At 45.0% G+C, this 12,238-nt stretch carries 11 protein-coding genes; 10 read left to right on the forward strand and 1 reads right to left on the reverse strand.

Annotated elements, in window-relative coordinates:
- Nucleotides 1-1,214 precede the first annotated feature (1,214 nt).
- From NDI34_RS25975 to NDI34_RS26020, 10 genes are all read left to right on the forward strand, one after another.
- Nucleotides 1,215-1,898: a Uma2 family endonuclease gene (locus tag NDI34_RS25975; protein WP_348234262.1), complete on the forward strand. Its 684-nt coding sequence runs from the start codon at nt 1,215-1,217 to the stop codon at nt 1,896-1,898.
- Between the two features lie 728 nt (nt 1,899-2,626).
- Nucleotides 2,627-4,783 carry a SpoIIE family protein phosphatase gene (locus tag NDI34_RS25980; RefSeq protein WP_348234263.1) on the forward strand — a complete coding sequence of 719 codons (2,157 nt, stop codon included), beginning with the start codon at nt 2,627-2,629 and terminating at the stop codon, nt 4,781-4,783.
- Nucleotides 4,784-4,818: 35 nt separating this feature from the next.
- Nucleotides 4,819-5,397, forward strand: a complete 579-nt coding sequence (locus tag NDI34_RS25985; protein WP_348234264.1) for an ATP-binding protein — start codon at nt 4,819-4,821, stop codon at nt 5,395-5,397.
- A gap of 22 nt (nt 5,398-5,419) precedes the next feature.
- Complete coding sequence (locus NDI34_RS25990; protein WP_348234265.1) at nt 5,420-5,782, forward strand: SiaC family regulatory phosphoprotein; 363 nt, start codon at nt 5,420-5,422, stop codon at nt 5,780-5,782.
- Nucleotides 5,783-5,831: 49 nt separating this feature from the next.
- Nucleotides 5,832-7,028: a PAS domain-containing protein gene (locus tag NDI34_RS25995; protein ID WP_348234266.1), complete on the forward strand. Its 1,197-nt coding sequence runs from the start codon at nt 5,832-5,834 to the stop codon at nt 7,026-7,028.
- A 128-nt stretch (nt 7,029-7,156) separates the two neighbouring features.
- Nucleotides 7,157-7,912: a MinD/ParA family protein gene (locus NDI34_RS26000; RefSeq protein ID WP_348234267.1), complete on the forward strand. Its 756-nt coding sequence runs from the start codon at nt 7,157-7,159 to the stop codon at nt 7,910-7,912.
- Nucleotides 7,913-8,130: 218 nt separating this feature from the next.
- Nucleotides 8,131-10,005, forward strand: coding sequence for a 4Fe-4S binding protein (locus NDI34_RS26005; RefSeq protein ID WP_348234268.1), 1,875 nt, complete (start codon nt 8,131-8,133; stop codon nt 10,003-10,005).
- Nucleotides 10,006-10,062: 57 nt separating this feature from the next.
- Complete coding sequence (locus NDI34_RS26010; protein WP_348234269.1) at nt 10,063-10,185, forward strand: hypothetical protein; 123 nt, start codon at nt 10,063-10,065, stop codon at nt 10,183-10,185.
- 660 nt (nt 10,186-10,845) lie between these two features.
- Nucleotides 10,846-11,028: a chlorophyll a/b-binding protein gene (locus NDI34_RS26015; RefSeq protein WP_190429503.1), complete on the forward strand. Its 183-nt coding sequence runs from the start codon at nt 10,846-10,848 to the stop codon at nt 11,026-11,028.
- Between the two features lie 91 nt (nt 11,029-11,119).
- A complete protein-coding gene (locus NDI34_RS26020; RefSeq protein ID WP_190429502.1) occupies nt 11,120-11,317 on the forward strand; it encodes a chlorophyll a/b-binding protein in 198 nt (65 codons plus the stop codon).
- A 389-nt stretch (nt 11,318-11,706) separates the two neighbouring features.
- Here the strand turns inward: NDI34_RS26020 and NDI34_RS26025 are convergent, their stop codons facing one another.
- Nucleotides 11,707-12,114, reverse strand: a complete 408-nt coding sequence (locus NDI34_RS26025; RefSeq protein ID WP_348234270.1) for a cytochrome P450 — start codon at nt 12,112-12,114, stop codon at nt 11,707-11,709.
- Nucleotides 12,115-12,238 lie beyond the last annotated feature (124 nt).

Below are 12,238 nucleotides of genomic sequence, written 5' to 3' on the forward strand. Positions count from 1 at the left end.
CGTATTTCATTAGCTTTACTTATGAATTACCAGGGGTGAGCGTAGAAGACAGGTGAGCGAGCGCATAATTTCAGACCTCATATTACCCCAGCGACGACTTTTGCAAGAGGTCTATTAGTCAGATCAGCTTTACTGAGGTCGGTAGTAAAAAGGTTCGCATTACTAAGATCTGCTCCGCTAAGATCAAGCTGCTCAAGGTCAACTCCTCGCAAATCTGCGCCGGAGAGGTTTGTTCTTTTGAGATTAACCCCAAAAAGGTCAGCTTTCAGAAACTTTGCCCGGCTGAGGTTTAATCCAGAAAGGTCAGAGCCGCTGAGATTCGCTTCGGAGAAATTCGCCTCGCTAAAGTTAGTGTTCTTGAAGATAGCGCCATAGAAAATTGCTCTGCTGAGGTTTGCCTGACTGAAGTTAGCTTCAGTCAAGTTTGCATCAATAAAATTTGCTTGGCTAAGTTTCGCCTCTGTTAGGTTTGCTTGATTGAGATTTGCCTTCTGGAAGTTCGCGCTAAAAAAGTTTGCTTGACTTAGATTTGCCTGAGTTAGCCTTGCTTCTAAAAGGTTCGCTTGCCTTAGATCTGCTCCATAGAGATTTGCCTGAGCTAGGTTTGCTTCGCTAAAATTCGTGGATTGGAGGTCTGCATCTCTGAGAATTGCCCCTGCAAGATTTGCGCTACCAAGGTTTGCTTGAAAAAGTTTTGCCTGGCTCAGGCCTGCGTTACTTAGATTAGCTTGACTGAGATCCGCATCTCTAAGATCTGCATTGCTAAGATCTGCATTGCTAAGATTTGCATCTTTGAGCTTTGCTCCTAGTAGATTAGCCCCTCTGAGATCTGCTTCTCTAAGATCCGCGTTGTTAAGCTTTGCCCTTTGAAGATTTGCTCCAGCCAGCTCAGGTATTATTTCTTTGTTTTTTTTCCTCCACCTATTCCACTCAGATGCTCCTTTATTGAGGACAGTGAGGTGTTTCTGATTTACCATATAGCTTGACTGGCTTTTATTTGGACTCGACACAAAGACTATAGGCTACTACCCATAGTTCAGATGTTCTATACAGATGTAGCACATTTGTCTAAGAGATAATTAAGGGTAGCAAATGTAACGAGAGTTTGAAGCACTAACACTCTGCGTTGTACTGCGCGATCGCTGCTAGGTATGAGAATTACCACTGCCCTGCCTAGCTAAGATACAAGCAGTAAGTCACTACAGGGAGCCGTCATGGTACAGTACAACCCGTTGCAGCATCTTCCCACCGCTGAAGAACTGCCTGAAACTGACCATAAGCCTGTGGAAAGTCAACTAAAAATTCTGGTTGCCAACTTGTTGGAAGAAATCCTGGCTTGGCTTTGGCAGAACCGCACAGACTGGTTTTGGGGCATCAATATGGGGGTCTACTATGACCCAGAAAAATCTGCAATTGTCCCTGATGGATTCTTAAGCTTGGGAGTTGAACGATTAACTCGTGCTGGGGGACGGTTGAGCTATGTTATCTGGCAAGAGGGCAAAGTTCCTCTTCTGGCACTTGAGTATGTCTCTAAAACTTACGGTCAAGAGTACGACAACAAGAAAGATGAGTATGCCAGTATTGGCGTGTCGTACTATGCGATCTACAACCCGGAGTACCATAGGCGTGACAAGCACAATCCCTTTGAGGTTTATCGCTTGGTGGATGGGCAGTATGTGCTGCAATCCGGCGAGCCAGTGTGGCTACCTGAGATTGGCTTAGGAATTGGGAGGGCGCAGGGTACTTATCGGGCTTGGACGCGGGAGTGGCTGTACTGGTACGACCAGAATGGTAATCAACTCTCTACACCCTCGGAAGTTGCACAGCAGGAGCGTCAACGGGCAGAGCGTTTGGCTGAGCGACTGCGGCAGATGGGAGTTGACCCGGATACTCTGTAGAAATGCGATAAGCCTGACGGCATGCTTTGCGATCGCGCAGCAGCTCTTCATGAGCGCGATCGCACTACTAAAACCAACGAATAAACAGTCGTAGAGCCGTTATTACCAACAACTACTGCCAAAATGATATCGAGTCAGTGGCGACAGCAACGGATTTAGATAACTCTCTTCTTGAGAGACTAAACTAATATCCCTATACCCCTAAACTTGCTGACCAACCTTCAGTACCAACTAAATTCATTCGTGGATGAGTAGACTTTTCTGATACATTGAGTTAGCGATAATTTGTTGTAACCCATCACTAATGTATATGGCAAAATATAACATACTTTGTTATATTTTTAAATCTTTATAAAAACGATTTTTAAATAAAAAATATAATGTAATGACTAATTTAGTAAGCAATATAAATACTAATAAATTCCAGAAAGATACCAAATTCTTGATGTTAATTTATAACAAATGGATTGTCATGCCACATAGGAGGCTGTCGCTATTTTGAGACTTTCAGTCAAGTAAAATTTATAAGCTTTACAATAAAGAATTTAAAAAATCAGCTATAATTAGAATTTTCTATTATTTAGGTTCATTAAATTCTTTATAGAATATTTTTTTACACCTTAGTTTTCCTTTTAATTCTATCAGCTTAAAGAAAAAGGGATATAAATTTAATTCTCAAATAGGATTGCTATATCTATTAACAAGACAACCTAAAAAGAAAAATTTCTATGCCACCTCAACCTGGTTCACCTTCAGCAATATTTGTGCCGCCACCAAAAAACGCTCGATTGAGACGTTTATGGGGTAAGCGATCGCTGCGAGTCGTATTGATTGTGCCATTTGTGCTTCAGGTGCTCGGTGCAGTAGGGCTAGTAGGCTATCTTTCGTTTAAGAATGGGCAAAAAGCTGTCAATGATTTAGCGGCTCAATTGCAGCGTGAGGTGAGCGATCGCGTCAACCAACATTTGGATAGCTACCTGGCAGCCGCCTATGAAGTAACAGAGCAGAATGCCTTTGCTATAACTCACGGGATAATTGATCCGAATGATTCAGAAGGATTAGGACGCTTCTTCTGGAAACAGATGAAACTATTCAAGACCATTGGTTATGTTATTTATGCCACTCCATCAGGTGACTATATTGGAACTGGCTACGATCTCTATCCCGATCGGCCCCAAACGGATGAAGTATTGCCGCGACGCTACGGCGACAAACTAAACCGCACCTATAACCTAGACGAACAGGGAAACCGAATTGGAATCGCGGAGGTGATCAAGTATGACTATCGATCGGAAGACGGGTATAAAGCCATAGTTCGGGCAAAGGGACCGGCTTGGGTTGGTCCTATTCTCTGGGTGGAAAGTCCTGACATTATTTCAATTGGCTTTGGTACCTCAATCTACGACAAAAACAATCGGCTAATTGCACTCATTGGAGTCGATCAGCGGCTCTCTCAAATCAGCGACTTTTTGAAGCAAATTCAAGTTAGCCCCTCTGCAAAAATCTTTATTCTTGAACGCAACGGGCTGATGATTGCCAGTTCCAGTTCGGAACCACCGTACCGACTGGTGAAGGGAATCGCCGAACGATTGAAGGCGATAGACAGCAAAGACCCCTTAATTCAGGGAACGGCAGCCTTCTTAATGAAGCAGTTTGGTGATTTCAAGAAGATTGCTAACAGGCAGCAATTAGACTTTCAACTCAAGGGGCAGCGTCAGTTTGTGCAGGTCACTCCTTGGCGAGACCAGTATGGATTGGATTGGTTAGTCGTCGTTGCTGTGCCAGAGTCTGATTTTATGGCACAAATTAATGCCAATACCCGCAATACGATTGTGCTGTGTCTAATTGCCTTTATCGTTGCGATCGCTTTAGGCATCTTAACGGCTCGTCGCATCACCCGACCGATCGAGCGCATCACTCAAGCCTCGGAAGATATGGCAGACGGCAGCTTGGAGCAAGCAATTGAACCCGGTAACATCGTTGAACTGGAAAAGTTATCAAACTCCTTCAATCGCATGGCAGGGCAACTTGAAGACTTGATTACCGGGCTGGAAGACAAAGTGAAGGAACGAACGGCTGAGCTTGCAGATGCGAATGCTGAAATTAGTGCCCTGAATGAACAGCTGCAAGCCGAAAACGTGAGAATGGCAGCAGAACTTTCGGTGGCTCGTAAAATTCAACAAATGATTCTCCCCAAAGACGAGGAATTGAGACAGATCCAGGAACTCGATATTGTTGGGTTGATGAAGCCAGCCGATGAAGTAGGTGGCGATTACTATGATGTGCTACGCCACGACGGTGGCATCAAAATTGGGATTGGCGATGTTACGGGTCATGGACTTGAAAGCGGTGTAATGATGCTAATGACCCAAACTGCCATTCGCGTCCTGTTGCAGCATCAGGAAACCGACTCAACCAAGTTCTTCAGCACTCTGAATCGCGTGCTTTATGACAATGCCCAACGCACAAACTCGCAGAAGACGCTTTCCCTAGCAATGTTAGATTATCAGGCTGGCTGTATTAAGTTAAGCGGGCAGCATGAGGAAATGATTGTGGTGCGCTCTAGCGGTCAAATTGAGCGAATTAATACAGACAATCTGGGCTTTCCCCTAGGATTAGTTACAGACATTGATGAGTTTATTCAGCAGACGCAAGTACAGCTTCAGCGCGGAGATGGCGTAGTGCTCTACACCGATGGCATCATTGAGGCAAAAAATTCACAGCGGCAGGAGTATGGGCTGGAAAGACTATGTGACGTGCTGAGTCAGCATTGGCAGCGATCCGTGGATGAGATTCGGCAAGCAGTCCTTGCTGATGTGCTGCTGCATATTGGGGACAGCAAGATTCTGGATGACATTACGTTACTAATTCTGAAGCAAAAGTAGACCCGGTTATGCTCAAGAACAGAGACTCAAGCAATATGGTTCAAACCTTTGGAAATTTTGTTGAAGATGAGTCGTCTAGTCCAGAGTATTTAGCGATCGGTTTCTCATCCAATTCCATTCCGTTAAAGCAACTGTGGCGCAACAATGGATTATCTGCCAGCTTCGTTGCCGACTTCTTGATTCCCTTTTTTCCTGTTGCTAAGGATGAGCCAGATGCCGTGAAGCAACGCGGTCGAGTCATTGGTGCTGTGCGCTATATTGCGAACGAGCTGTTGGAAAATGCCATGAAGTTTAGCGATGAAGCCTCACAGTACCCCATCAGCATCAAGCTGGATTTAAGGCGCGATCGCCTGGTTTTCCGCACAACCAATGCTGTTGATTCCCAACAAATTGCTCCATTTCAAGCATGGATTCAAGATCTCCTCAGTTGCGATACCCACGAACGATTTATCCAACAATTAGAAAAAAATACACAAGAAGGTTGGAGCAGTTCTGGGTTAGGCTTGCTAACAATTATCAATGACTACGCAGGCATACCGGGCTGGAGATTTGAGACAATTCAGCAAGATCCTCCCGTTGCAACCGTGACAACGACAGTGCAGTTACCTCTATAGACCCATACTACAAGTGAACGCTATGAGTGAATCGGCTGGGCTTGAAATTAAAGATGACGAGTACCGGGTTTGTTATAACCCAGAAACAGCAACTGTAACGTTTCAAGGAGAACTTCAGCTTAACGGAATGAATGAGTATGCTCCAATCATGACGCTATTAGATGAGGTCGTGAAGCAAGCGCCGTCTGTTTTAACGCTGGATTTGCGGCAACTAGAGTTTTTAAACAGTTCTGGTGTGAATGTATTGCTCAGTCTCGTGATTAAATTGCGAGATAAAAAAACAATTCAGCTGATTGTAGAAGGTTCAGAAGCTGTATCCTGGCAAAGTCGATCGCTCAACAACATCCGACGACTAATGCCGACAGCACAGCTTAATATTACCTAATCTAATCTAATTTAATCCAAGCTTGATTAGTGCAATTTTGCTCGATGCTATGAATCAAGACTTTTTGCCTGAAAAACCAATCGAATCCCTTACGGCTCAAGCGAACCGCAGACAGCAGTTGTTTGGCGAAGTTGAGCAATTGAATTTGGCGATCGAGGAGATGAGCCGCAGGCTAGAAACGCTGCAACAAGAAAAAAACGATTTAGAAATCTTACTGCAAGCCGCTACTGAACACAGCGACCAACTCTTAAGCGATTTGCAACGGCAAAAAGGCGATCTAAAAATTATGTTAGAAGCCACTACTGAGCATTCCGATTCTATCGCCCTAGAGTTGAGACATCAGGCACAGGAAGAGCGGCGGCAGCGAGAAGAACAGTTTCAATTGATTACGGAAGCAACTCCTGTAGGGCTGGCAATTACTGATATAACTAGCAGTCAATTTCTATATGCTAATGAGCAAATGGGAGCGCTATTTGGGCTTTCCGCTCAAGCCTTGCTGACGTATCAAGCGTCTGAATTTTACGCGAATGTGAGCGATCGCCAGCACGCCATTTCTTTGCTAACCACTCAGGGGCAATTTCAAGGAGAAGTGCAATTTCGCCGAGTGGATAAAACCTTGTTTTGGGGGTTGCTCTCGTTGCGCCCCTTTCGGTTTCAAGGTGCAGATACCCTGTTGACTGCCCTTTATGACATTGACGCTCGCAAGCAAGCTGAAGAAGCTCTACGCTTAGCAGAAGCCAAATATCGCGGCATTTTTGAACATGCAGTTGAGGGCATTTTTCGCTCAACTCCCGATGGGCAATACATTGAGGTGAACCCGGCGATGGCAGTGATGTTTGGTTATGAGTCGCCTGAAGCCATGACGCGGCAGATTACCGATTTATCGCAGCAGATTTATGCGGAGCAAGGCGATCGCGATACCTTTAAGGAACTGATGGCACAACAGGATGAAATTAAAGATTTTGAATATCAAGCCTATCGACAAGACAGTAGTTTATTCTGGGTATCAGAATGGGCAAGAGCAGTGCGCGATGCTCAGGGGCATTTGCTTTACTACGAAGGAAGCTGCGTCGATGTGACGAAGCGTAAACAAGAAGAAGCGGCGCTCAAGCAACAGTTGCAGGAACTGAAGATAGAAATTGACCAAACCAAGCGATCGCGTGAGGTTGCTGCGATTACTGAAACAGACTACTTCAAACAGTTACTAGAGGAGGCAGATAGTTTACGCTTCAATGAAGAGCTTTAGTATCGATGCAATTGTCATATCTCAAATTATTACAGCTCTAGGATATGACCGGCTCCGACTGAAGCGCTTCTGAAAAAGGGACGCATAAAAGACACAAACTTGATATAAAACGCTTAAATTGATCGAACATGGCAAAAATTGTTTCAATTCATTCGTTCCGAGGTGGCACAGGAAAATCCAACACAACCGCTAACTTAGCAACCACGATCGCATCTGCGGGTCATCGGGTTGCGGTGATTGACACAGACATTCAATCCCCTGGAATTCATGTATTGTTTGGTATGGCGGAAAAACCGCTCAGCCATACTCTGAATGATTACCTATGGGGAAATTGTGCGATCGCTCAAACGGCACATGATGTGAGTCCCTACGTGGTTAAACAGGCGAATGGTAGCGTGTTTCTGATTCCATCCAGCAGTGAAGTTGGAGATATCACCCGCGTACTGAAAGAAGGCTACGATGTGCGGTTGCTCCGCAATGGATTGCGAGACTTGGTGAAGGATTTAAACCTGGATTATGTGTTTGTAGACACTCATCCTGGTTTGAATGAAGAAACATTACTCTCGATCGCCATCTCCAATATTTTGCTAGTGATTTTGCGTCCCGATCGCCAGGATTTTCAAGGAACAGCTGTCACCGTCGATCTAGCGCGAAAGCTGCAAGTTCCTAAAATGCTGATTGTTGTGAATCGAGTGTTGCAAAACTCAGATGCCGAAGCAATTCGGCAGCAGGTTGAAGCAAAATATGGGGTTCCTGTAGCAGGCGTCCTGCCAAACTGTGAGGAAATGATGCAGCTTGCCAGTAGCGATCTCTTTTGTTTGCAGTATGCCAATCATCCTTTGACTCAAGTGATTCAGCAAATCGCCAATCGGGTGATGACTTGACCACGGATTGCACTGATTTTTTGCAAGCACGGCAATTAGACTAGAATTCTAGGCTGTGTTTTAAAACTTTTTCTCTCCCCTTAAAAAAGCGGAACCGAACCGCTCACAGTCCTCCTTTGCAAGGGACATTTAGGGGAGCCTCAACCGCCGAAATGCACGATTGAATCCCTTTAAAACACGTCTTAACCAAAGCACTTCTTTAAAGGCGGCTTTGAATCATGTTTGCTAACACGTCCGAAAAGCAAATGCATCGAGTCAGATGGGCCATAGCGCTGGCTTGGTTATTGCTAATTGCCTCGCTGTTCTACGATCCTATTTCTCCGTGGCTCACCGATTCCAACCGTTGGGGACTCCTCCAGATTCACTCAGACAGTTGTGTGATGGTGCAGGGTGAGTGTTTAGAAAAAACTCCTTATGCGTTAGGAGCACCCATCTTTTGGGGAGTTATTATCCCCTCTTCAATCGCCATTCTGCTGATATTTGGGCATGAACTCTGGCGACGGATTTGTCCCCTGTCGTTTTTCTCTCAAATTCCTCGTGCCTTGGGACGGCAGCGACAGCAGCGACGCAGCGATCCAAAGACCGGAAAAGTTCGCTATGAATTAGCCAAAGTCCCGAAGCAGTCCTGGCTGGCTCGCTATCACCTCTACTTACAATTTGGGTTATTGTACTTAGGTTTGTGCAGCCGCATTCTCTTCATTAATGCAAACCGGATCGCACTTGGAATATTTTTAATCCTGACGATTCTCTCTGCAATCCTGGTGGGCTATCTTTACGGTGGTAAATCTTGGTGCCAATATTTTTGTCCGATGGCTCCCGTTCAGAGCATCTATGCTGAACCACGGGGATTACTTAACAGCACAGCCCACGAGAACGATCGCCAAACCATTACGCAATCTATGTGCCGCACCGTTACTCCAGACGGAAAAGAGCAGAGTGCTTGTGTGGCTTGCCAAAGTCCCTGTATTGATATTGATGCCGAACGTGCCTACTGGAACAGCATCACCGCTTCTGAACAACAGAAACTCTACTATGGCTATGTAGGACTTGTTATTGGTTACTTTGTCTACTACTACCTGTATGCAGGCAACTGGAATTACTACTTCTCTGGGGCTTGGGTACATCAAAACAATCAACTTGCTACATTGCTCAGTCCCGGATTTTATTTGTTTGGTCGGGCGATCGCGATTCCGAAGCTGCTAGCCGTGCCGCTAACGTTGGGTGCTTTTACAATCGGGGGCTACTGGTTAGGACAGAAATTAGAGAAGTATTACAAAACCTATTTACGGCGTCGGCAGCAATTTCTCAGTCAGGAACAGGTGCGGCATCGGATGTTTACGCTTTGCACCTTTGTCGTCTTCAATTTCTTTTTCATTTTTGGGGGGCGTCCCTTCCTTCTGCTGCTGCCTGTCCCCATCCAGTACCTTTATACCGTTAGTATTGCCATCGTCAGCACCCTATGGCTGGCTCGTACCTGGGAACGAAGTTCCAACCGATATTCCCACGAAAGCCTTGCCCATCGCTTGCGGAAGCAGTTGAGTAACCTGAAACTGGACGTCTCTCACTTCCTAGAAGGGCGATCGCTCGACGATCTCAGCGCCGAGGAAATCTATGTATTGGCAAAGATTTTGCCTGATTTCACAAAGGAGAAGCGCCTACACGCCTACAAACAAGTTCTGCGAGAGTCGATCGAGCAAGGATACGTAAATGTCGGCAGTCTAGAAGTCCTCCAGCATTTGCGTCGCGAACTCACGATTAGCGATGATGAGCATCACAAAATTTTAGGTGAGTTGGGGATTGAAAACCCAGATTTACTCGATCCGAGGAAACAGCGCAGTCCGGAAGACTGGTTACGGCTCGAAAGCTACCGCGAGATTCTAGAAACAACGCTAAATCTGTGGCAGCGTCGTCCGGCTAGGGGATTAGGCGCGGATTTGCTCGATGTGGTGGGAGGTAGGCGATCGCTCGATTCAATCGAAGATTTATCGCTTGACGATCCTCCTGAGCATAAGGAAGCCCTACAAGCACTTAAACGAGAGTATGCCATTACTCCTGAAGAGGAAGAACAAATATTAAAATCTTTGGACAATTAGTTTAGATAAATGGTGTAGTGCAGCGATTCAACCCTGAAACCCTTTTGCCAATCATGATTGCAGGTTCAGCTCCAAGGTCAGCAGTTCGGCTTGGAGCAATGGCAAGCGCGATCGCCAACCGTATCTAAACTGTCAATGCATCTGCCATTTTACCCACCGGATGGAGAACCATTGCGGTGAGTACGAGTGCGATAAGCCTGACGGCAGGCTTTGCTAACGCACGGTCGTAATTCATGAACGCGATCGCATCTGGGTCTATTCCAGTTCAAGTTGAGCGATAAGCGAAGAGCTTTCGCAACGCTTACCCGCTTTTCTCAATTTCAGCTTGGGTGCTGGAAGCGATCGCTCCAAATTTCCTTCTCCCTCTCGCTATTACCTATCTACTGAACCCTTATCGATAGTTTCCCAAAATACATCATTCTTTATACAGAGAAATTAATCGCAAACAAATTTCTCTGATATTTAGACAATACTCATTCACTATTTTAAGGCTAAATAGTTTATCCCCCCTACCCCCTCCTACCTTTAACAACCTGAGGTGCTGTAGTCTTAAAAATTAAAAATTGGGGGGATTGCTTTTTTTGCAGACGCTTTGTGAAAAAAATACTTCAGAGATTTAGTCAATACTCATTCAACATTTTCAGGCTAAATATTCTATCCCCCCTACCCCCTTCTACTCTGAATAGGATGATGTGTGGTAGACAAAGAAGTTGAGGATCGGGGGGGATTAGTGATTACGAATAAGTTGCTGAAATGGGATAAGTTTTACTACTTTGGAAAGAACATTATAAGATTTGTTTCAAATAATATAGTTAAAAGAAAACAGTTTAGAGCGAGCTTATGCAGATTGTAGATAGAGAAGAAAGTTTGAGCTACAAACATTACAGCAGCGAATGGAAATGGGGTTTTAACCCTAGCGCTGAAATTTGGAATGGTCGTTTGGCAATGGTGGGCATTGTGATTGCTGTCCTTATTGATTTAGTTAGCAATCAGGGAGTCCTGCACTTTTGGGGAATCCTATAAGCAAGGCGATCTCTTGCTAATTTCTCTTACCGTTACCCGCGTTTATATATGACTCTCTTCTTTTTACAAAGTCGCGTTTGGAATTTAAATAATGCAAACTTCGCAAGATAAAACAGAACAACAATACACGGAAGCTGCTATTAACATAGAACAAGGCTTCACCCCAAATTCTGAAATTTGGAATGGTCGCTTCGCCATGCTCGGTTTTGTATCCATCCTCATTATAGAGGCATTAAGCGGGCAAGGCATCGTTCATTTCTGGGGCGATATCCTCAGCAATCTTTGGTAATTGTTCTAATCAATATAAACTCATTAAAATCTAAAAGCGGAGCATCATTATGACATCTGAACAACCAAAAAATCCCAATCAAACTGACGCTGTGCAACACGATAGCGAAACCCCTTTTGCAAAGAAACCTTCTGTTCTATTTATCCTTAGCACTTCAATAGGAGTTATCACCATTCTCACGGTGGTTATAAGTGTTTATCGCGGAGTTGCTGGTTTCTAGTTCTACTCAATAGAAGTTCTAAAGGCTGGCATTTTCTGAAGGAAGTGTCAGCCTTTAGATATTTCTAAAAAATTAAGTCACTCAACTTAAGGTTGCTAACGCAAGGTAGTGATATTAAATCGGGCTAAACACTTTCTCACCAAAACTCTAAGATGTAGTGCGCGATCGCTTATCGCTGAGTCACTAACATCTTCATCCCATGTTTTGGGCGGAGTGTTAACGAGGGTTGCAGCACCACCGGATACTCTGGTTGTAGCGTCAGGCGAAACTTTTGCGCGATCGCTGCCAGCAGTAAACTTGCCTCCATCATGGCAAAAGCCTTGCCAATGCAGATTCGCGACCCGCCACCAAAGGGAAAATAGGCAAAAGTGGGCAACTTTTTAATCAAATTATCTGCCCAACGCTCGGGGTGAAAAACTTCTGGATTTTCAAAGAAGCGAGGATCTCGGTGCATCGCCCACTGATTGATAAACACAGTTGTTCCCCCCTTCACCTCATACCCGCCCAGAACGCAGTCTTCTACGGCACGTCGGCTCATTCCCCACACCGGCGGATACAGTCGCATTGATTCCAACACCACTCGTTCTGTAGACTTCTTGCGTGAATAGCGAGAGTGTGAGTAAAAGTAGGTTAAGGGGGAAAGCCAGTATGACCTACGAACAACTCAAACAACTCAAACCAAGCGCCTTTAAACGTAGATG

Source organism: Trichocoleus sp. DQ-U1 (genome assembly GCF_039961925.1).
GTDB lineage: Bacteria > Cyanobacteriota > Cyanobacteriia > Cyanobacteriales > FACHB-T130 > FACHB-T130.

Excerpts from the sequence above, each read along its gene's own strand:
- NDI34_RS25975 (WP_348234262.1), top strand. The coding sequence starts at position 1,215 with ATGGTACAGTACAACCCGTTGCAGCATCTTCCCACCGCTGAAGAACTG.
- NDI34_RS25980 (WP_348234263.1), top strand. The coding sequence starts at position 2,627 with ATGCCACCTCAACCTGGTTCACCTTCAGCAATATTTGTGCCGCCACCA.
- NDI34_RS25985 (WP_348234264.1), top strand. The coding sequence starts at position 4,819 with ATGGTTCAAACCTTTGGAAATTTTGTTGAAGATGAGTCGTCTAGTCCA.
- NDI34_RS25990 (WP_348234265.1), top strand. The coding sequence starts at position 5,420 with ATGAGTGAATCGGCTGGGCTTGAAATTAAAGATGACGAGTACCGGGTT.
- NDI34_RS25995 (WP_348234266.1), top strand. The coding sequence starts at position 5,832 with ATGAATCAAGACTTTTTGCCTGAAAAACCAATCGAATCCCTTACGGCT.
- NDI34_RS26000 (WP_348234267.1), top strand. The coding sequence starts at position 7,157 with ATGGCAAAAATTGTTTCAATTCATTCGTTCCGAGGTGGCACAGGAAAA.
- NDI34_RS26005 (WP_348234268.1), top strand. The coding sequence starts at position 8,131 with ATGTTTGCTAACACGTCCGAAAAGCAAATGCATCGAGTCAGATGGGCC.
- NDI34_RS26015 (WP_190429503.1), top strand. The coding sequence starts at position 10,846 with ATGCAGATTGTAGATAGAGAAGAAAGTTTGAGCTACAAACATTACAGC.
- NDI34_RS26020 (WP_190429502.1), top strand. The coding sequence starts at position 11,120 with ATGCAAACTTCGCAAGATAAAACAGAACAACAATACACGGAAGCTGCT.